Raw genomic sequence first — 19,880 nt, 5'->3', positions numbered from 1 at the left:
TTCCGGTACGGACGGTACAGGCGGTACGGACGGCGGCGCGGGGGCAGCCGCAGGTCCGGGTCCGGGTCCAGGTCCGGGTCCAGTAGGCATCATCGGAGGCGGTACGGGCGCGTGCGCCTCGGGGCCGGGAACGTACCCGACCGCCGGACCGGACCCCGGGCCCGAGAACGCGGCTCCCTGGGCCGTGGCGAGGGCTGCCGCTCCACGCTCAAGACGGTCGAGCCGCGCCTGTACCGAGCGCTCGTCGTCAAAGGCGGCGGGCAGCAGCACGCGGGCGCAGATCAGCTCCAACTGGAGACGCGGCGAGGTCGCTCCGCGCATCTCCGTCAGCCCGGTGTTGACCAGATCGGCCGCCCGGCTCAGCTCGGCCGCGCCGAAGACCGACGCCTGGGCCGTCATCCGCTCCACGACATCGGCGGGCGCGTCGATCAGGCCCTTCTCGCCGGCGTCCGGCACGGCGGCCAGAATGAGCAGGTCACGCAGCCGCTCCAGCAGATCGGCGACAAAGCGCCGCGGGTCGTTGCCGCCCTCGATGACCTGGTCGACAACCTCGAAAGCCGCGGCTCCGTCGCCCGCCGCGAACGCGTCCACCACCGCGTCGAGCAGGGATCCGTCCGTATAACCGAGCAGGGACGTCGCCATGGCGTACGTCACACCGTCCTCGGCCGCGCCCGCGAGCAGCTGGTCCATGACGGACATCGAGTCACGCACGGATCCGCCGCCGGCCCGTACGACCAGCGGCAGCACGCCGTCCGCGACGGGAATGCCCTCCTTGCCGCACACCTCGCCGAGATACTCGCGCAGCGTCCCCGGCGGGACCAGCCGGAACGGATAGTGGTGCGTACGCGACCGGATCGTCCCGATGACCTTCTCGGGCTCGGTGGTCGCGAAGATGAATTTGAGATGCTCCGGCGGCTCCTCGACCACCTTCAGCAGGGCGTTGAAGCCCGCCGAGGTGACCATGTGCGCCTCGTCGATGATGTAGATCTTGTAACGACTGCTCGCGGGACCGAAGAACGCCTTCTCGCGAAGATCACGGGCATCGTCCACACCACCGTGCGACGCGGCGTCGATCTCGATGACATCGATCGATCCAGGCCCGTTCCTGGCGAGGTCCTGACAGGACTGGCACTCACCGCACGGCGTCGGCGTGGGCCCCTGCTCACAGTTCAGACAGCGCGCGAGGATGCGCGCACTGGTCGTCTTCCCACAGCCACGGGGCCCGCTGAACAGGTACGCATGGTTGACTCGGTTGTTCCGCAGCGCCTGCTGCAACGGGTCGGTGACATGCTCCTGCCCGATGACCTCGGCGAAGGACTCGGGACGATAGCGGCGGTACAGCGCAAGGGACGACACACCTACGACGATATCGGCCCCCTCCGACATCGCGCCCGTACCACCGGCCCAACGCAAGCGCCCCCCACGCACCCGCCAGAGCCGACCTACCCTTGCTGCCTTCCGGCCCTGGGGGAGTTCAGTCAGATAGCGCCACGTGAGGGGCTGCGCCCACAGTACCCGATCCCCACCCCCCACAACGAGTTCGCGAGCACGGCTCAGCGTCTTGTATTGTTTGCCGCGGAGGATTCGCCTAGTGGCCTAGGGCGCACGCTTGGAAAGCGTGTTGGGGGCAACCCCTCACGAGTTCGAATCTCGTATCCTCCGCTCATGCTCTCACCGGGCATAACGTCGTAGGGCCCCACCGGTCGCGGTGGGGCCCTACGACGTTCGTAGTTGCAGTTTTAGTTGCAGTTCCGCCCTGGCCTCACTGGCTCTAGGACTCGGTAGATTTGTCGCGACTCTGGCCCGGGAGCCGGAACCGCCCCCGGAAAAGATGGGACGGGTCGCGCAGCTGCGGACCGCGACGATCGCGGTGGCCTTCGGCGCGAGCCGGTTGAGCCACTCGCTGGTGGTCATCGGCCGACCGGTGCCGGGGTGTGCAGAAACCGTGCCAATAGCCGTCGTCGTGCAGCTCCTTGCACGTACCAGTGCACCGGGCTAGGAAGAACCTGTGGCGACGCTCACATCGGGCCGCCCATGCGGCTGACGGTGAGTTCCACGGGGGTGACGCGCTGGCTGTGGAAGGTCCAGGCAGTCCCCGTCCAACGCCCTTCCTGATACGCAAAGATCAGCGAGACGATGCTGTGGAAGCCGAGCTCGGTATCGTCCAGGAGCTGACGGTAGGTGGCCGTGTCACGTGCGCTGGGGGCCGGGCGGCCGGTGGGATGGGTGTGCCATTCGCCGACCCAGACGCTGCGGTCGGTCGTGAAAGCCTTGTCGGCGAGCGTCTGGGCGTGCGCGAGATCGCGCAGGAAGTACGTGGGGGTGCGGACAGCGGCGGGGCCGGGCGTTCCGGCGTGGCGGACCGTGACGGAGTCGCGGGTGTGATGTCCAAGCAGAATTCCCCCGGTCTCGTTGGTGTGGTCGGCCATTCGCAGTTCGGTGGTGATCACGCGGGCGGCCGGGACAGTGAGGTGTACGACGGTCACGGGCTGCGGGGTCACGGCACTTCGCAGGTGGGGCAGCCGGATCTGGGCGGGGTGGCGGGAAGCCAGCGAAGCTCAGCGGTGCGGTTGAGGTCGAAGGGCGGTGCCCAGCCGGGTTGGCGGCTCAGTCCGAGCAGGGCGTGCTCTCCGGGCAGGCGCTGAGCGGGGTGGCCAGCATGTTCGAGGAGGGTGGCAATGGCGGTCTTCGCCGCGAGGTGGGCGACGAGGTGGAGGTCGGGGCCGACGGCGGTCATCGGCCGGTGCGGGGTGCCGGTGCCGTATCCGGCGTCCAGGGCAGGCTCTGGGTCAAGGCTGCCGGCTTCGGTGAGGCTGTGGCGACGGCAGGTCAGGCAGCCGTGCTGGGGCCAGGGGCGCAGCCGAAGGATCTCGCCGAGGGCTCCGTCCTGCAGGACGCAGGCAAGGACGGCGGTGAGGCCCGCGCGGCGGGCCAGGTGACCGGTGACGCGGCGAGCGGCCACTCCGTCGGCCGCGCAGATGACGAGGTCGGTGTCCATGAGGCGGGCACGGATCTGATCAGCGTGCTCGATGACGTCCAGGGCGAGAGGGGTGACTGCGGTGTCGGGGCGCAGTGAGGCGAGTTCCTCGGCTAGGGCGGTGACCTTGGTCCGGCCGATGTATTTGCGGGAGCTGGTGTGCCGGACGAGGTTGTGCCATTGGAGGCGATCAGGATCGACGAGGGTGAGGTGACCGACGCCGTATCCGGCCAGCGCATGCGCGGTAGCCGAGCCGATACTCCCCGCCCCGATCAACATGACGCGTGCGCTGCGGAGTTCTTCGACGGGCCAGTGCCCTTCGAGCTGCGGGATGCCGGTCGCTTCGGGCTCGACTGACGCCTCGAGCGGCTGGATGCCTGCGCGGGTGACGTGCCAGGCGAGGAGGTCGGGCAGACCGCTCTCGGGAAACGCGTCCTTCACGCCAGGGGCGTGGGTGATGGCCACATAGGCGCCGGCGCCCGGCGCCTTGAAACCGCTGGGCACGGCGTCCTTAAACGCGTCAAGCGTCAAAGAGGTGCCGCGCCGTACGCGCAGGTGGTACCAGAGCGCGTGGAGTTCACTGGTGGCCCGGTACCAGTAGCCGGTGGGACGGGAGTCGCAGCTCGCAAGCAGCCGGCTCCGGGGTGCGGAAGGATCCACCGAGATGATGGCTCCTGATGCTCCTTCGGAGATGCCGCTCACGACGGCAAGGTCGTCGGGCGGGCTGATGCGCAACGACAGTCGCCCTGATGAGCCTGCGGTGCGGAGTCTGGCCGCGGCGGCGTGCGGGATGAGGATCAGCACGCGGGACCGTCCTGCCCGGCGGTGTCCGGCTCACCGTGCCCGTCGGTGTCCTCGGGTTCTGGGAGCTGGGCCAGAAGGTGGTCGAGGCTGTGGTCGGTGACGATTCCGCTGCCGGTCATGTGCTCGATCACCTGGTGCTTCATCAGCGCGTACTCGATTCGCCAGCCAGCAGCCTTAAGCAACAGGTCGACCGCGGACTCGCGGCCCGTCCATATGTCGTCGCGCAGGAGGCACAAGCTGGCGTCGCCGTTGACGTGCCAGCGGTGCTGGGTCCACTCCAACGGGTCGGGCAGCGGGTCGAGGGGGAAGATCCGGGGAGCCAGCATGGGGTATGCCTGGCTGTATTCCAGGCGCAGTTGGAGACCGCTCTCGCCGATCCAGCCGGTGAGGCAGGCGGGCTCGGGCCGGTCGAACGGCCAGCGGGGCAGCGTTCCCTGCCATCCACCCGCTCCCTCGTCGCTGAACACGAGGTCGGGAAAGCGGGTAGGGATCTCCTCCTGGTCTCGGCGCAGTCGGCGTGGTTCGCACTCCCACCAGCTGATGGGAGTGCGGGTGCCGCCAGCAGCTGCGGTTGTCATCCCTGGGGCGCGTCCTTGATGGGGCGGGCAGTGATGAGCGCGGGCGCGCCGATCAGCGAGCTGGTCTTCTTCGGTGCCGCAGCCGGGGCCGGGAAGTCCTCGCCGAAGATCTTCTGCCACAGGCGCAGCGCCTCGTCGGTGTCGCCTTCGGCCGCCGCCGCGCAAGCCTGGTCCGCCAGGTCCGCAGCCTCGGCGAACGCATCCGACAGGCCCTGGCGGTCCAGGTCGGGCTGGATCTCGCCGCACAGACCGGCCGGGTCCCACACACCCTCGTTGACTCGGACCGCGGCAGCAGTGAAGAACGTCTTCAGCCCCTGGGAGCGGTTGCCGGAAGTGGGCAGGCACTGCAGGGCGAGGACCTCCATGACGAGGGACTTGACGCGTCCCTCGACCGGCGCGTCGAGCCGCCACTGCTTGAGCAGCCTGACCAGGGGCCGGAAGTACGACCAGGCCCGCTGGCGTTCGGCCACTATGTCGATCAGGTACTCGGGGTTGGCGGGAACCCACCGGGCGCTGAGCTGCTCGGGGATGAGCAGTGAGTCGTCGGGCTGCCGCAACGCGGCCATGACGTCGACAGTGAAAGCCTCCGGGTCGTCGGGATCGTCAAGGAAGCACTTGACGGCGTGGTTGCGCAGCAGGGTGTGTCTGACCACGGTGGCGTGGGTGCCTTTGCTCTGGCTCAGCAGCCGGTTGACCTGAGAGCGGATGTGCTCGAGGGCCTCCTCCGCGCTCGGCCCGCTGCTCCCCCAATCGGGGTGCTCGTCCGGGTCGTAGACGACCACGATGTCGACGTCGTGGATGGGCTTGAGCTGAGTACTGCGGCTCAAGGAGCCCGATCCGAACGTCTCGAGAACGTCGGGCTCTGTCAGCAGCGCCTCCTTGAACAGGTCCCGGCGCCCGCGGGCCAGGCGCGTCTTCTCAATGTCCTCGTCGACGGCCTTCTGTAGCGCGTCGAACCCCTCGTTGATCCCCATGCAGTGTGCCTCCCCTGACTCGCCGTTCAGCCCGGTGGACGCCCCAGGTGCGAGCCCCTGCGGGGCGCGCGGCCGGAAACGGACGTTCGATGGCTGCTCGTTCTCACGCTACGGGCACCCACTGACAATGCCCTTCGGACTGGAAGTCGTCCGGCCGTCGCTGCGGAGGGCCTGTCGGTTCGTGCCGCCGTCACGCCCGTCCCCCACGACCGCATCGGGCCACTGGGGGACGACTTCACCCCCGGGCAGCGAAACCGCGGGACTGGCGGCCGGGGTTTCTACGCGTCTACGACGAATGCCTTTTCATACACCTGCTGCCCGTTGACGTCCTCGTACACCGTGGTGGGTCGCAGGCGGTTCCACCGGTTGCCCAGCAGCAGAGCCAAGCCCATCGGGCCGGCCTGGAAAAGGTGGATCGCGGGGTGCGCGCGGCAGGCACGACGCAGCAGATCCCGGATGCCGACTGCCAGAGCGCTGGCCGCGGCCGTATCCGGGATGGAGTTGTCCTTCGCGCCGCCGGGCGGGCGCAGCACCAGCAGCCGGGAGACGGGCGCCCGCTGCTCCCGCAGGAAGTCGAGTACGTCCTCGGTAGGGTCGATGGCGACCGCGATGGCCACGGCGAGGTCGGATCCGAGTCCGAGAGCGTGCTCTTCGACGTCCGGGGTCAGCACAGCGCTGTACTGGGCAGTGGAGGACCAAACCTGTCCGCGCTGAGCCACGGCCAGGTCGACTCCGGTCACCATGCGGAAGGTCGCGCCGACCGCAAACGCGGCCGCGAGACGCAGACTGCCGGTGACGGCTATGGAGGTTGTGCCCGGCGGCATCCGAAACGGTGCCGCATCGATGTCCGCCTGCAACTGCGCCCACGTCGCCGGGGCCAGCGGACGCCGCTTGACGTAGGGCGAGGCGCCCTCGAAGCGGTCCGCCCAATCCACCGCGTAATCAGCGTCCTCTGCCATCGGGTCCTGTTTCAAAGTGGCGACGGAAAGCACCGCTCGGGACGAGCCAACCTCCAGACGCAGAGACCGAATCGCCTCCCTGACCTCTGCCAGAGACAGCCTGCGCTGCCCATCAGCGACTTGGCGCGCAACCCAGTCCGCACCAGCGTGCATGGCCTCTTCGTTGAACCGCAGCCCGGCCGCGAACATCATCATCTGCAGGTGCTCATGAAGGTGCACCACATCCCGTGACAGGTCGAAACGCAACACCTTCAACAGATCCAGCAGCCTCTCCTCGCTCAGCCCGATACCGGCGGCCCAACGGTTGCGTGCCTGTCCACTCTTGGATCGCGGTCCCTGCTGCGCCCCCTTCGGCACGAGCAACTGGGTGCGGGAATCCCGCTGCGAGATCAGCGGATCCCCGGTGTCCGGGGACCGGTTGCTCAACAGCGCAAGATCGACGGGAGTGCCGTCCCCGGTGAGTTGCTGCCATGCCTGCGCCACTTTGCGCAGGATCGACGGGCCCCCCTGGCCGCTTGGCCTGAGCAAATACTCCTCGTTGACGGGCGAGGAACTGTCCACGGCGTACTTGACCTGCATATAGGTGTGCGGTGGCTCTCTGCGGTACAAGACGACGTCATCCACGTTCCCCACGCCGTCCGCCTCAACACCGACCGCCACCACGGGGTTCGGCACGCGCAGCGCCGCGTCACGCAGCGCCGTGACACAACCCTGCCACGCGACCAACCACTGGTACCGGTCACCGGCGATACGAACACCCGTCGAACTCGGGGCAGGCAAGTGAAGCAAGGAACACGGTCTCCGACTCGAGGGTATTGACATGCAAGCGAATTTGCCGACGCAACGATTGTCGGCCGGCTACCAAACGGCTCAAGCATGCCCTTCGGGCTGCCGACGGGCACTTGCCCTCCAGGATTTCACTTCAGGAATAAGCCGGGCTCACCGAATAAAATATTCTGCGAGCCCGGCTCTGAAGCGCCAAGTTATTCAGCGTCAGAGGACCACAACAGGCCGCCGACTTTGTCGGCTGCATCCTTGAGGACGCGGTCGGTCAGGTGCTGGTACCGGCGGCGCATCCGGGCCGACTGGCCGGGCTCCCAGCCCATGATCGCGTCTGTGACGGTATCCGGAACCCCGAGGATCAGCAGGATGGTGCCGGCGGTGTGGCGGGCGTCATGCAGGCGGCCGTCCCGCAGACCGGTAGCCCCCAGGAGTTCCTTCCACTTATGGTGGTCCGTGTTCGGGTTGAGCGGTTCACCGGTCGGCGAAGTGAAGACGTAGCCCTTCTCCACCCACAGGTCGCGGGCGAGGCGGCGTTCACGGTCCTGTTCATCCCGGTGCTTCGAGAGAAGCTTCATCAGCTCGTCGGGGACACCGGTGGGCCGCCGCCCGGCACGCGACTTGGTGTCCTTCGTCTCCCTGCGGATGTTGATCTTCTGCGGGCAGTAGCCGGGCTTGCGCCCGCAGCGGTCTCCGCAGCCGTGCTGATACCGGGGCCGCAGCCGACCTCGGTGGACGACCAGGACCCCGAGGTCGAAGTCGACGTCCGTCCACTTGAGCCCGAGCACCTCACCCTGGCGCAGCCCGAGGGCCAGAGCGATGACCCAGTGCGCTGAGTTCCGCTGCCGGTTGGCCACTTCGAGGAGGATCTGGACCTCCTCGACCGTGTACGGCACCACCTCTTCCTCCTCCAAGCGAGGGGCTTTGGCGATCGTGGCCGGGGTGTCGGTGAGGTGGCGGCGCCGCTTGGCCTCGTTGAGGGCGGCGCGAACGGTGCGGTGGACCTGGTGCGCGGTGCCTGCCGAACTGCCGTTGTCCTGCATCTTCTTGTAGAAGCGCTCCAGGTGTTCGGGCTCCAGCTTCGTCAGGCGGTGAGCCCCCAGGCCGGGAATGAGGTGGTGGCAGACGGCGACGCGGTAGCCGTCGATGGTGTTCTCGGAGACGTGCAGCGCCGCGATGTTCTCGACCCAGTGGGTCAGCCAGGACTCGACTGTCCAGGTCTGGCCTGCCTTCGGCACGCTTCCGGAGTCACGCTTCCGCTCCAGCTCGCGGACAGCCTTGGTGGCGTCGGCGCGGGTCTTGCGCATGACGTGGCGGCGGTCGGGCTTGCCGCTGTCCTTGACGCCAACGGTGACGTAGCCGTGCCAGTAGCCGTCCTTGCCGAAGTGGATCGATGATGCGCCGTTGGGCTGCCGGGACTTCGCCATGGCTGCCCCTCAGGCCGCGAGAGCGACGGTCGACTGGGCAGTCTTGGCGCGGGCGGCGACGTAGTCGCTCAGCGCCTCGGCCGGAATGCGGCGAAGGCGGCCTATGACGATGGACGGGATCTCACCTGCGGCGAGGAGCGCGTACATCGTGGTCCGGCCGACGCCGAGGCGGCGGGCGGCTTCCTCGACGGTGAGCGCGACCAGCGTGGGGTCGTACGCGGTGCTGATGTTGGCCTGGACGAGGTCGAGGAGCTGTTGCTCGGTCAGGCCGAGGGCATCGGCCAACAGGGCAGCGGAGATGGGTATTTCGGGCACGGAGATTCCTCCCGGCGGCGCGGGTGCAACGCGCAGCCGTGGTTGCTGTGTGGGATGGGCGGTGTGAAAGGGGTCCCGCAGGGCAGCCCCCGGCGTTCGTAGCGCCGGGGACGGGCGGGAGAGGGTGGTGCTGCTACTCGGCGGCGGGAGTACCCGTGTCGTTACGGAGGGGGTCGTTGGGCGAGTTGGGGGCCGGGTAGAACGTCAGCTCATCGCCGGTGGGGGTGACGTCGACGCCGAGGCGTTCGGCGATCTCGTCGTATTCACGCTCGGCTTCTTCGAGGCGCCTCTTCGCGGCGTCGGCGAGGTCCTGGGCAGCTCTCCACTCCTTTTCCAGGTCCTGGAGGCGGAAGCCCGCTTCCTGGAGTTCGTAGTGGGGATCGTCCGGGTTGGCTACGGCCTGGGTCATGAAGTACTCGGCGGGCAGGTTCAGCGCCTTGGCCAGGCCGATGACCTCGTCGAACGGGATGGACCGGGTGCCGTTCTCGATCTTCGCGATCTGGGTCTGATGGAACTTGAAGCCGAGGCGCCTCATGCGCTCGGCGACATCATCCTGGGACAGCCGGGCGGCCTTCCGCATGATCTTCAGGTTGTGCGCCACCAGGGCCTCCCCCTCGCTGGGGATGAGGCGGCGCTCCTTGGGCTTGTCCATGTTCACCTCCTCTCGGCTGAACCGGCACTGCACCGGGGCCCATGCCAAACCATACCAGCATTGAATCCCCAACCGACAGGCGCATGAAGCTAAAAGTGGCACAGGTCACACAATCGCGCGAGCTGGCACTATGCCAATCGGGGATCGAGAAGCCAACCGACTATCGGTTTGACATCCACACGCCGAGGGTAGTACAACAGATAGGCCAGCATGGAAATCCAAACCTGAAGGAGGTTGAGGGCGGCGATCACGCCGCCAGAGAACGGACAAAACCCCCGGCGCTACGAACACCGGGGGCTGATCGGAAACCTCGACACCGCCCATCCCTGGACAGCAGACCAACGACGGACCGGGTTGCCCCCCGGAGCCGTCGAGTGAGGAGTCTCCTTGAACAACAATACCCGCCCCGGCCCCGCCCACGCAGCGCAACCGCATCCCGATGTCACCGCCGGCAACGGCGCGGCCCTCCTGGACCAGCTCAGGGCGTCGATGGCCCGCTTCGTGATCCTGCCCAGCGAGGAGGCACTGGACGCCGCGGTGCTCTGGGTCGCCGCCACCCACCTGCAGCCCTCATGGCAGCACGCCCCGCGCCTGGCCGTGGTCGGCCCCGCGAAACGATGCGGCAAGTCCCGCCTGCTCGACATCCTGACCGAGACCGTCCACAACCCCGTCATCACGGTCAACTCCACCGCCGCCGCCGTCTTCCGCTCCATCACCGAAGAGCCCCCGACCCTGCTCGTCGACGAGGCCGACACCATCTTCGGCACCCCCAAGCAGGCCGAGAAGAACGAGGAGATGCGCGGCCTCCTCAACGCCGGACACCAGCGCGACCGCTACGTCCTGCGCGTGGTCGGCAACGACCACACCCCCCCCCACCGCTTCCACACCTTCGCCATGGCCGCACTGGCAGGCATCGGCGACCTCCCCGACACGATCATGGACCGGTCGGTCGTGATCCGGATGCGCCGCCGAGCCGAGGGCGAACGCGTCAGCCCCTACCGCACCAAGCGCGACAGCCCCGCCCTGCACGAACTGCGTGCCCGCCTCGCCCAGTGGGCCGCGCCACTGACCGGCCAGGCCCTGCTCCTGGAGCCCTCCATGCCGGTAGAGGACCGCGCCGCCGACACCTGGGAACCCCTCGTGATCGTCGCCGACCTCGCGGGCGGTCCCTGGCCCGACCGCGCCCGCCACGCCTGCGCCCGCATGGTCACCGCCGAAGCCGAAGCGGAGCAGGACAACCCCAACAACGCCCGTATCCTCGCCGACATCCGGCGGATCTTCCACGCCAAGGGTGAGCAGGAACAACTGAGCACCGACGACATCCTGTACGCGCTGAACAGCGACCCCGAAGCCCCCTGGGCCGAGCACGGGCGCGGCGGCCTCACCCCGCGCGGCCTCGGCGCGATGCTGCGCGAGTACGGCATCAGGTCGGGCAACGTGCGCGTAGGCGACATCCAGCGCAAGGGCTACACGCGCGGCAAGTTCACCGACGCCTGGAAGCGCTACTGCCCCACCGTCCATCCCCTCGGCACCCCACAGGCCGACGCGGGCTGACCGATCGTTGGTCCCTGCCACCCGCGCGACCGCCGCGCTACCGGCGGGGACCAGCGCGAGCCGCCGCACATCCGTCTTCTGCCGTCCCTGCCGTCCCAGCTACTAAGCCGCAGGTCAACGGCCCTGGAAGCGGGACGGCTATCCGTCCCAAGACGGATGACCATCCGTCCCAGCGCGCCGACAGACAGCAGGCGAACCGGGCCCCCGGCTTCCCCCGGGGCGCGTCTCCGTGCCGTCCCGGACGGCAGCCGCGCGGCCTGCCGTACCGCCGTTGACCTGCGGTTGCAACGGCAAGACGGCAAAGACGGCACACCCAGCCCACCCCCGCAGACCTCATCCGCAAGGACGCCTTCACCATGCCCGACACCGCCATACCCACGGCCGGCTCAGCAAGTCCGGCCGGTCGCCATCGCGCCACCTGGTGGGACCAGCTCGCGATCATTCTGCTCGGCTTCGCCGGTTGCGCCCTGTCCTTCGACGCGCTGCGGCAGATGGCCACCGCCGTCCACGTCCGCCCGCAACTGACCTACCTGTTCCCCGTCGTGATCGACGGCTTCATCGCCTACGGAGTTCGCGCCCTGCTGGTCCCGCGCGAAGCCCCGCTGCCGGCGCGCCTGTACGCCTGGGCCCTGTTCATCACCGCCACCGCCGCCAGCATCTGGGCCAACGGGCTGCACGCCCTCGACCTCAACCAGCCCGGCGCCGTCGGCCTCCACCTCGGCGACACCACCGTCACCGTCCTGTCCGCCATCGCCCCTCTCGCTCTGGCTGGCGCCACCCACCTCCACATCCTGATAACCCGCTACGGCGGTACCGCCCCCGCCCGAATCCCAGCGGACGGAACCACCGCACCGGTTCCGTACCGGCGCCATCAGGCCGACGGAACTCCGCCGCCACCCGCACACGAGGTACCGAAGCGCGTGGAGCCGTACGACCTGCCGGAGCCCCAGCAGGCCGACTCCGCGCCGACCGCCGAAGCGGTGTCCCCGTACAGCCGGAACTCCGGAGGCGCCGATCAGGGCAGCGGCACAGGGCCCGTGCCAGTGGCCGAATCACCGCAGGGCGAGCCCGAGGACGCAGGTGAGGAGCAGGACGGGGGTTCCGTACGGCGCGCCCAGAAGCAGGGCGGGCGCCCTCCGATGGCAGCGCTGGAGCGACTGGCCGAGGTCATCGCCGCCGCACACCCGGACCCGGACGCGATCACCCGGGACAGTGCCCGCAAGGCCCTCACCGAATCCGGACTCGGCGCCGGAACCCTCCCCCTGACCGAGGCCATCACCCTCGTCCGGAGCACCGCCCAGGCGCGCCAACACCCCGACCGGCCAGAAGACCAGTAACCCCTCGCCGACCGGACCTGAACCCATCCGGACAGCCACAGCCCACGCGGACAGTAGGCCGACGCGGCTGCCGACACTCCGGCAGCCGCGTCCCCACCAACCCTTTATCCCGGAACCGCAGCCCGTCCAAGCCGCCGGTCCCGACAACCATCGCTGCCACCGCCGAACTGCGAACGGAGCCACCTCGTGCGCATCCCCTTCCGTACCAAGCACGACCCCGACACCGGCCCCCTCAGCCCACAACGCCAGAACAGGGAGCGGACCCTCATCACCCCGGTAACCTCCCCGAACGACGAAAGCATCGACCTCGGGAACGACACAGGCGGAGCGAGCTGGGGCGAAGTCCACATCGCCGGGGGCGATGCGGCCTTCGCGCTCGTGCCCGCCCCGGCGGGGGCGGACTCCGGCCGTGCCCAGCGGGGCACGGACCGGGCGGGGGCGGAGGCCGAGCGCGGCCTCCACCAGGACCAGGAGCATCCGGCCGGACCCGGCGAGCCCGCGGCCGTCGTTGTCGGGCGCTTCGCGCCGACCGTCACGCCCGACGCGTTCGTACACCACGGCGTCGCCGCCAACGACCTCCCCTCGCCCGCCGTTGACGACACCGCCCCCGGCTCCGAGCGCCGGCGGCGGCTGAGCGACGTGCTGTACCGGCCACGCTCCGGGACCAAACGCGACGTACAACTCACGTGCTCGGCCGAACCGGCGGAGCGGGACTTCATCGACCACGCTGCCCGCGAGGCCAAACGCTCCCGTTCCGCCTACCTGATGGACGCCGCCCTCACGTTCGCCCACGCCTACCTGCCCGACCAGCGACCCGCCGCAGTACCGGCGCTGCCGTCGCCGCAGGCCACCCAGGACCTGCTGGTCCTGTTCGGCAAGCTGATACGGGAGTTCCACCGCGTCGGCGTGAACCTCAACCAGATCACCCGCGCGATCCACACCGGAGAGCTGCCCGACCGCGCGATGGGCGTCCTCGACGAACTGCACCAGGTCGCACGGCTGTCCCGGCTCGTGCTTGAGCAGGTACTGGCCGGAGGTGGTCGCCGTGGTGCCTGACGTCTCCACCGGGAACCGCTCCCGCGGCCTGCTCTCCTACCTCTACGGCCCCGGGCGCCGCAACGAGCACACCGACCCGCACATCGTTGCCGCCTTCGCCATGCCCGGCATCACCGACCCCGGCCGCGTCCCCCTTCACGAACACCAAGCCGCCCTGACCGAGCTGACCGCATACCTCGACCAGCCTGTCCGGCTGCGCGAACAGCGCACCGGACGAAAGGTCCCGCAGCACGTATGGCACTGCCCCGTCCGAACAGCACCCGGCGACCGCTACCTCACCGACACCGAGTGGGCCGAGGTCGCCCGCCGCATCGTCCACGCCACCGGCATCGCCGAGCACGGCGACGACGCCGGATGCCGGTGGATCGCCGTGCGGCACGCCGAAGACCACATCCACATCATGGCCACCAGCGTCCGCGAAGACGGCCGCCGCCCCCGCAACAAACGCGACGGACAGCGCGCCCAGACCGAATGCCGCAAGATCGAGACCGAACTCGGTCTTCGGCGCCTGAAGCCGGGCGACGGGACGGCACCGAAGACCCCGACCGGAGCGGAGGTGGCCAAGGCCGAACGGCAGGGACGCCGACAGACCGCACGGCAGTGGCTTCGCGAACACGCCTACACGGCAGCAGCAGCCGCCACCGACGAGGACGAGTACTTCGCCGTCCTGACCACCCTCGGCATCCAGATCCGACACCGAATCGGCCCCGAAACCGGCGAGACGACCGGCTACAGCCTCGCCGCCCCCGGCGACACCGACACCAAAGGCGAACCCATCTTCTACAGCGGCTCCGCCCTCGCCCCCGACCTCTCCCTGGGCAGACTCCGCGAACGCTTCACACCCCCCGCCGGCCAGCCCGCAACGCAGGCTCGGGAGGCGGAGCAGGCCAACAGCCGCGGCGGGACCGGCGCCTGGAGGCGGGCCGAGGCCGAACTGCGCACCACCTACACCTTCCTCCTCGATGCCGCCGACGCTAACGCGTCGGCGGGGACAGAGTCGGACGCGCGCGTGCAGGCAGAGGCAGCGGCGTTCGCCGAGCTGCTGCACAACACCGCCGCCACCGCCCCCAAACGGATCCGGGCCGAACTCCGCGCAGCGGCAGCCGCGTTCAACCGCGCGAACCGGTCGGCGGTCCGCGCCGAGCACCAAGGCGCCTACGCGCTACGCCAAGCCGGAAAGGAACTGATCCGCGGCCTGCCCGGCAAGGACATCGACGTCGTAACAACACTGCTGGCCACTGCCATATACGTACTGATCGCCCTCGACCACTGGCACACACAGCGCGGCCACCAGCAGCAGGCAGCCGCCGCCCACCAGACGTTCATCCACCTCCAAGCCGCCTACCACCAGACGGCCCGCCCCACGCTGGCCCGCCTCGCCGAGCGCACCCCCTCACCCGACCAGGCCCGCCGTCTCGCCGCCACCGTCCAGGCCGCCGTGCCCGAGCACGCCCAGCGGATCCTGGCCGACCCCGCCTGGCCCGCCCTCGCCACCACCCTCGCCCAGGCCGAATCCGCCGGCACCCCGCCCCGCAAAGCCCTCGCCGACCTGGCCGGACAACGCGAACTCGACACCGCAGACCACCCCGCCGAAGTCCTCATCTGGCGACTGCGAAGCAGCACCACCGACCGAATCCACCAGCGCACCCGCTCCGCCCAAACCCGCACCACCCTCCGACACACGCACGCCCACCCCACCCCTGATCACCCCTCAACCGGACCCACAACGCGGCCGACACCAGAGCCCTACCCGCGCCGCACCACACGCTGACCGTCGCATCCCCCACCCGGGGGAATAGACCAGGTCGAAGCGGCGATCACCAAGCTGGACACCGTCGCCGCTGAGGTGACGAAGCGGCGAGCCGTAGCTGCTTAGGCAGCGTGGGCCCATGCCGAGAGTTCAGCGGGGGCCCACGGTGTAGCGAGCTGGGGAGGGCCGGGGCCTGTCCTCGATGAAGCGGCATGCCGACCGACATCAGCTACCGTCTGCTGCCGGGTCTGACGGCCCGGCCTCACCTCAGATGTCGGGTGAAGAACTGGGCCGCAGCGTCCCCCGCGAACTGCGGGACGCCGGTGTGCCCGCCCATATGGGCGTGCAGGGACTTCTCCTTGGAGCCGAAGGCGTCGAAAAGGTCCAGAGCCGCCTGCCGGTCGTTCCCCTCGTCGTCCCACTGCAGCAGGACATGCAGCGGAACAGTGACCTGCCGGGCCTCCTCGAACAGGGCGCGAGGCACGAAACTCCCGGCGAACAGAACGGCGGCCGAGACGCGCGGCTCGACCACCGCCAGCCGGATGCCGATGGAGATCACTCCCCCCGAGTACCCGACCGGGCCGCCGATCCCGGGCAGCGAAAGGAGGGCGTCCAGGGCGGCCTGCCATTCCGGGACCGCCTTTTCGACCAACGGGAGGATGAGGGCGTCGACGATCTCGTCGCTGACCGGCTCGCCAGCCCCCATCGCCCGGCGCAGGTCAGAGCGGGCCTGCTCGGCGGCGGGCCAACGGGGCCGGTCGCCGCTTCCGGGGAGCTCGATGGTGGCCGTGGCGAAGCCCTCCGCCGCGGAGTGCAGGGCCCGGGCCACCAGTCGGGGGTACATCTTGCGCAGCCCGAGGGGAGGGTGGCCAAGCAGGATCAGCGGCACCGGTGCGGATGCGGATGCGGATGCGGGTGTCCACAGGATGCCGGGGATCTCATCGAGGGTGAATTCGCGTTCGAGGACGCCGTCGTCGAGACGCTGCTCGGAAGTGAAATGCATGGTCGTGCCTTTCGGGAGTGCTCAGAGCGGCGCTCCCGGACGACCTATCGCCCGACCGTGACCCCGGAGGGGAGCACCCATGTCGATACTGCGTTCACGGGTACCACCTCCTCGATCTCTCGCACGGCCTCCGGAAAAGTAGCAGTGGTCGCCCTCGTCCGCCCAACGAGTTTTTGCGGACGAGCTTTTTGCGGAGTCTCCGTGGCCGGCGAGTGGTCATCAGCACCTCGACTCGGCATCCGAGTACGGCCGAGGGTCTCGGATGCCCTTGGCCTACTCGTCCTTGGGCAGGCCCGGAGCGAGCCGCGCGGCGCGAGCGGCTACTCCGGGGAGAGCGCTGCCCATTCGCGGTCGAGGATGGCGTGCACCGCGGAGTCACGCCATCGGCCGTTCTTCAGGATGTGCTCGCGGATGGTGCCCTCTTCCACCATGCCCGCAGCCGCCATGGTCTTCGCCGACGCCGTGTTGAGCGGCGACCGCGCTCCCCAGATTCTGTGCAGGTCCAGGTCCTCGAACCCGAAGCCCAGCAGGAGACGTACGGTCTCCAGCCCGTAACCGACACCCCATACGTTCGGGTGCAGCGCGAAGCCGAAAGTAGCCGCGCGCTGCTGGTGGGGATCGAGGGCGATCCGGCCGAACCCGATCAGCTCGTCCGTCTTCCGCTCCACGACGGCGAGAGCGTACTCACTGCGCGGCTCCGCCGCGGCCGACGCGATCGAGCGGACCACGATCTGTTCGACCTGCTCGTGTGTGCGTGGCTCGAACGACAAATGCTCGACCGCCTCGGTACTGCCGTAGATGGCGAACACGGCGGCGACGTCTTCGACGGTGAGTTCCCGAAGACTGATCCGGGTGCTTGATCGCGTGACCGGGTACATGCTCCGGACTCTACCCGCGGGGCAGGCCCGGCCGATGGGCCGGGAAGGCTTCGATCTCCGCGCGAAGATCGCGGGTCACAACGGCCGTATGTGCAGGATTGCTTGTGAGCGCCTGGCGGACGCGCATCGCGGACACGACGATGCCGTTGTTCCGGTGCGAGGCGGGCAGGTCCAGCACAGGACGGATGGCTTCAGCCGCACCGTCCACATCCCCGCTGAACAGCCGGACCAGCGCGAGGTCGCACTGCGCCCCAGCCAGATCCCCGAAAGCCCAGTTGGGCTCGCTCGGATCGGAGAATCCCCGCACCGCGCGCTCCGCCTGCGCGGTAAGTCGTTGATCGCCGTGGCCCAGGAGCGCTTCCGATTCCACCTCGTAGTAGAGCTGCTTCTCGGGCGCATAGGTGAACAGCCCTCCGAGCCGGTCCAGATCGTCGGGCACCACACGCTCCCGCCTCTCCGTAGCCTCCCGGCTGGCGGTAAGTGCCGTCTCCGCATCGCCAAGGCGCGCGGCGGCGCGGGATTGCAGACCGAGGAGCCACAGACCTACGGTCCCCTGCAGATTCGCGGAGGTCTCGGCGCCCTTGGTCGCATAGTGGTAGGCGTCCCCGGGCATGTCCGCCCAGTAGGCGATCAGACTCTTGAGGCCGTCGGTGAGGGCGATGAGCCCAGGGTGTTCGGCATCCTTGGCACAGGATGCCGCCACCCGGGTCATGGTCATGGCCTGGTGCGGCACCTCCAAGTCGTTGAAGCCCTTGGCCACGAGGAACGACAGCACAGCGCCCTTGAAGTTCAGGTCACGCAACTGCGACGGCCGGACTCTGCCGCCCTCCAGGAGCCGGAAAACCTGGTCCTGGGTCTCCAGCAGGTCATCCCAGATCGATGCGAGAGGTTCCCGCGGATACGCGGTCACCAGACGCGTCACCTCGTCGTCGAGAAGGCCCAGCGTGTCGTCGCCCACCGTCTGACGGTCCTTACCGAGAAGGAACTCCTTCGCGCGTCGCACAGCCATGGTGCCCGTCCTTTTCATCTCATTCAGGTCCACGCCGGAATCGGCTTGGAGTTCGGTCGGTGACGCGCCGGTCAGAGGAGCGAAGTTCGCCGTGGCTTCCGCGGGCACATCCGTCCAGAGGTCGTCGATGCTGTGGTTCAGCATCTGGACGACGGTCGGCCGGAACGCCCGCTGCGGCTTGCGGCCTTCGTAGATCCAGCCCTCAACGGTCTTCAGGGCGGGGACCTCCGCACCGATCTCGCCGGCGACCTTTCTGTACTCCAGGAGGAAATCCTCCGGACTTCGTACGCCACGCGCCTCAAGAGCGTGCCGGAAGAACAACACGGGTGCCTCCGATTCCGTCCGCAGAGCACGTCACTGCCCCGACGGTAGAACGCTGTCCCCATCAAGCTGCCCGATTCAGACGGTACTTAGCGGGTCCGAGGGAAGCCCGAGGGATGACAGAGGAAGCCGTTAAATGCGCCTATCAAACCGAGGGCGGATTGGGGGTAGAGCCGTCCGGGACCGGTTGCAACGCTTGGAGCCCCTCACCGAGGGTGCCCAAACAAGCACACAGGGCCGTGTCCACCGCTGGGTCGGTCCTGCGCTCCTCCCAAGAGGACGTGATGACGACGACAGCTGTACGGACACCTCGCGCGGTCCACCGCCGCGACGGGGAAGTGATGAACGAGCACATCGAGGTCGCTCCCTGCCGTGACGGTGGACCGCCCCGTGCTGAGGACGCATGCCAGGTAGGAGTCATACGCCGCATCGCTGCCGCCAGACTGAGGCACTGCGGTCTTGAGGCGCTGACCGACACGGTGTTGCTGCTCATCTCCGAACTCCTCACCAACGCGATGACGCACAGCGGAACCAAGGAGATCGATCTGCGCCTTGCCATGCGGGACGGCTTCCTGAGCGTCACCGTCATCGACGGAATGCCGGGCCGCGCCGCGCCCAGGCACGCCGATGACAATGCCGTGTCGGGGCGCGGCCTCCTACTCGTCGAGAGCCTGGTGGAGGAGGCCGGCGGGAGCTGGGGAACCAGCGACGGCGGCGCGGAGACCTGGTGCAGGATCCCGCTGGAAACTCCCTCATGTCCGGGGTGACGGCCGTGGGACCGGTTGCCGACTTCGGTACTCCCGTCCGTACGGAGGTCGTGAGATGGACGGGACCTCTGGCTCCGCTGACCATCGGCCTGCACCATCGCCTCCTCGCGGGACTCTGGCCGACGCTCCCCCCAGAAACGCCTGTCCTTGACGATCTGTTCGAGTCTCTGGAAGCGGTGCTCAGCGAGCACGCTGATCCGGACGCCGAGGAGACCAACCAGGTCGACGTGCGACTCAGAATGATGCTCCCGCTCCTTCTCAACGTCGCCAATCGGCAATCCCATCCCGAAGTCGCCCGGGTGGCAGAACGGCTCGGAACCGTCGAGATCGAGGCCCGGCCTCGCGACTTTCTGGAGGCGCGGGCGCAGACGCGGCGGCTCGCCCTGGCTGTCCTGGATCTGGTGGATCTGCTGGTGAAGGCGCCGTCGTCATGAGCCCTACACCGGCAGAGCCGCTCCTCCACCCGCAACCGCGCGTGCAGGCACGTCCTCCGCAGGAGGCGCGCGACTACGAGTTCGTCCGCGACCAGCTCGCCGAGCCCCTCCTCGCGGAGGCTGGCGTCGCGGTCCAGGCCCCGCCGCGTCCCGTTTCTGGCCGTACCCCGGTAGGCGGAAGACGGCGCCGCGGCCTCCGTCGCGGTGGGCACTTCATCACGGAGCCAGCACGCACCCACCCCCGTGCCGGAGAACGACGCCTGCCTATTGGCACGGCAGATGCTCCGGCAGCCCGCCGCGCTTTT

The 19,880-nt window shown here is 68.9% G+C and carries 19 protein-coding genes, 1 tRNA gene, 1 other RNA gene and 1 pseudogene; 8 read left to right on the top strand and 14 right to left on the bottom strand.

Features of this window, described 5'->3' with window-relative positions; genetic code table 11:
• A partial coding sequence (locus tag GA0115259_RS28920) for a DNA polymerase III subunit gamma and tau (protein WP_256098189.1) occupies nucleotides 1-1,356 on the bottom strand: 1,356 nt, incomplete at its 3' end.
• A gap of 50 nt (nucleotides 1,357-1,406) precedes the next feature.
• Nucleotides 1,407-1,505: signal recognition particle sRNA small type (gene ffs / locus GA0115259_RS28915), an RNA gene on the bottom strand.
• A gap of 72 nt (nucleotides 1,506-1,577) precedes the next feature.
• Between ffs and GA0115259_RS28910 the strand changes: the two genes are divergently transcribed.
• Nucleotides 1,578-1,662 (top strand) — tRNA-Ser (locus GA0115259_RS28910).
• 177 nt (nucleotides 1,663-1,839) lie between these two features.
• On the opposite strand, the pseudogene GA0115259_RS42255 reads toward GA0115259_RS28910, so the two are convergent.
• The 9 genes and pseudogenes from GA0115259_RS42255 to GA0115259_RS28870 form a co-directional block, all read right to left on the bottom strand.
• Nucleotides 1,840-1,960 (bottom strand): annotated as a pseudogene (locus GA0115259_RS42255) (hydrogenase expression protein HypE); the annotation flags it as partial.
• A 58-nt stretch (nucleotides 1,961-2,018) separates the two neighbouring features.
• Complete coding sequence (locus tag GA0115259_RS28905; RefSeq protein WP_256098188.1) at nucleotides 2,019-2,450, bottom strand: Mov34/MPN/PAD-1 family protein; 432 nt, start codon at nucleotides 2,448-2,450, stop codon at nucleotides 2,019-2,021.
• A gap of 47 nt (nucleotides 2,451-2,497) precedes the next feature.
• Complete coding sequence (locus GA0115259_RS28900) at nucleotides 2,498-3,781, bottom strand: HesA/MoeB/ThiF family protein (protein ID WP_256098187.1); 1,284 nt, start codon at nucleotides 3,779-3,781, stop codon at nucleotides 2,498-2,500.
• Nucleotides 3,775-4,359, bottom strand: a complete 585-nt coding sequence (locus GA0115259_RS28895) for a ubiquitin-conjugating enzyme family protein (protein WP_176732688.1) — start codon at nucleotides 4,357-4,359, stop codon at nucleotides 3,775-3,777. The genes GA0115259_RS28900 and GA0115259_RS28895 overlap by 7 nt, the downstream gene beginning before the upstream one ends.
• Nucleotides 4,356-5,333 (bottom strand): SMODS domain-containing nucleotidyltransferase, encoded by a 978-nt coding sequence (locus GA0115259_RS28890; protein WP_093602480.1) that lies wholly within the window; start codon nucleotides 5,331-5,333, stop codon nucleotides 4,356-4,358. The genes GA0115259_RS28895 and GA0115259_RS28890 overlap by 4 nt, the downstream gene beginning before the upstream one ends.
• Before the next feature lie 278 nt (nucleotides 5,334-5,611).
• Complete coding sequence (locus GA0115259_RS28885; protein WP_237540563.1) at nucleotides 5,612-7,018, bottom strand: SAVED domain-containing protein; 1,407 nt, start codon at nucleotides 7,016-7,018, stop codon at nucleotides 5,612-5,614.
• A 257-nt stretch (nucleotides 7,019-7,275) separates the two neighbouring features.
• Nucleotides 7,276-8,499 carry a tyrosine-type recombinase/integrase gene (locus GA0115259_RS28880; RefSeq protein ID WP_093602476.1) on the bottom strand — a complete coding sequence of 408 codons (1,224 nt, stop codon included), beginning with the start codon at nucleotides 8,497-8,499 and terminating at the stop codon, nucleotides 7,276-7,278.
• 9 nt (nucleotides 8,500-8,508) lie between these two features.
• Complete coding sequence (locus tag GA0115259_RS28875) at nucleotides 8,509-8,814, bottom strand: helix-turn-helix domain-containing protein (RefSeq protein WP_370748614.1); 306 nt, start codon at nucleotides 8,812-8,814, stop codon at nucleotides 8,509-8,511.
• A gap of 133 nt (nucleotides 8,815-8,947) precedes the next feature.
• Nucleotides 8,948-9,466, bottom strand: coding sequence for a helix-turn-helix domain-containing protein (locus GA0115259_RS28870; RefSeq protein WP_093602472.1), 519 nt, complete (start codon nucleotides 9,464-9,466; stop codon nucleotides 8,948-8,950).
• A gap of 387 nt (nucleotides 9,467-9,853) precedes the next feature.
• Here GA0115259_RS28870 and GA0115259_RS28865 point away from each other — a divergent pair, with 387 nt between their 5' ends.
• From GA0115259_RS28865 to GA0115259_RS28850, 4 genes are all read left to right on the top strand, one after another.
• A complete protein-coding gene (locus GA0115259_RS28865; RefSeq protein WP_093602470.1) occupies nucleotides 9,854-11,020 on the top strand; it encodes a DUF3631 domain-containing protein in 1,167 nt (388 codons plus the stop codon).
• Between the two features lie 356 nt (nucleotides 11,021-11,376).
• On the top strand, nucleotides 11,377-12,357 hold the full coding sequence (locus tag GA0115259_RS28860; RefSeq protein WP_093602468.1) for a DUF2637 domain-containing protein: 981 nt from the start codon (nucleotides 11,377-11,379) through the stop codon (nucleotides 12,355-12,357).
• 186 nt (nucleotides 12,358-12,543) lie between these two features.
• On the top strand, nucleotides 12,544-13,413 hold the full coding sequence (locus tag GA0115259_RS40660; protein WP_093602466.1) for a plasmid mobilization relaxosome protein MobC: 870 nt from the start codon (nucleotides 12,544-12,546) through the stop codon (nucleotides 13,411-13,413).
• Nucleotides 13,403-15,184, top strand: coding sequence for a relaxase/mobilization nuclease domain-containing protein (locus tag GA0115259_RS28850; RefSeq protein WP_176732687.1), 1,782 nt, complete (start codon nucleotides 13,403-13,405; stop codon nucleotides 15,182-15,184). The genes GA0115259_RS40660 and GA0115259_RS28850 overlap by 11 nt, the downstream gene beginning before the upstream one ends.
• Before the next feature lie 241 nt (nucleotides 15,185-15,425).
• On the opposite strand, the gene GA0115259_RS28845 is transcribed toward GA0115259_RS28850, so the two are convergent.
• The 3 genes from GA0115259_RS28845 to GA0115259_RS28830 all read right to left on the bottom strand — a co-directional run bounded on the left by GA0115259_RS28845 (nucleotide 15,426) and on the right by GA0115259_RS28830 (nucleotide 18,377).
• The gene (locus GA0115259_RS28845) at nucleotides 15,426-16,166 is read right to left on the bottom strand and encodes a dienelactone hydrolase family protein (protein ID WP_093602464.1); all 741 of its coding nucleotides are present in this window, start codon (nucleotides 16,164-16,166) and stop codon (nucleotides 15,426-15,428) included.
• Between the two features lie 320 nt (nucleotides 16,167-16,486).
• Nucleotides 16,487-17,044 carry a GNAT family N-acetyltransferase gene (locus GA0115259_RS28835; RefSeq protein ID WP_093602460.1) on the bottom strand — a complete coding sequence of 186 codons (558 nt, stop codon included), beginning with the start codon at nucleotides 17,042-17,044 and terminating at the stop codon, nucleotides 16,487-16,489.
• Nucleotides 17,045-17,054: 10 nt separating this feature from the next.
• Nucleotides 17,055-18,377 (bottom strand): hypothetical protein, encoded by a 1,323-nt coding sequence (locus GA0115259_RS28830; protein WP_256098186.1) that lies wholly within the window; start codon nucleotides 18,375-18,377, stop codon nucleotides 17,055-17,057.
• Nucleotides 18,378-18,658: 281 nt separating this feature from the next.
• Here GA0115259_RS28830 and GA0115259_RS28825 point away from each other — a divergent pair, with 281 nt between their 5' ends.
• From GA0115259_RS28825 to GA0115259_RS42965, 3 genes are all read left to right on the top strand, one after another.
• Nucleotides 18,659-19,141, top strand: a complete 483-nt coding sequence (locus GA0115259_RS28825) for an ATP-binding protein (protein ID WP_161230489.1) — start codon at nucleotides 18,659-18,661, stop codon at nucleotides 19,139-19,141.
• Entirely contained in the window at nucleotides 19,129-19,575 is a 447-nt protein-coding gene (locus tag GA0115259_RS28820) for a DUF6415 family natural product biosynthesis protein (protein WP_093602456.1), read from the top strand. The genes GA0115259_RS28825 and GA0115259_RS28820 overlap by 13 nt, the downstream gene beginning before the upstream one ends.
• Nucleotides 19,572-19,880: DUF6302 family protein (locus tag GA0115259_RS42965; RefSeq protein WP_370748609.1), on the top strand; the 309-nt coding region annotated here is incomplete at its 3' end. The genes GA0115259_RS28820 and GA0115259_RS42965, both read left to right, overlap by 4 nt.

Source organism: Streptomyces sp. MnatMP-M17 (assembly GCF_900091995.1).
Taxonomy (GTDB): Bacteria; Actinomycetota; Actinomycetes; order Streptomycetales; family Streptomycetaceae; genus Streptomyces.
Note: the sequence above shows the minus strand (reverse complement) of the source record. Positions and strands in the feature narration are given on the sequence as shown.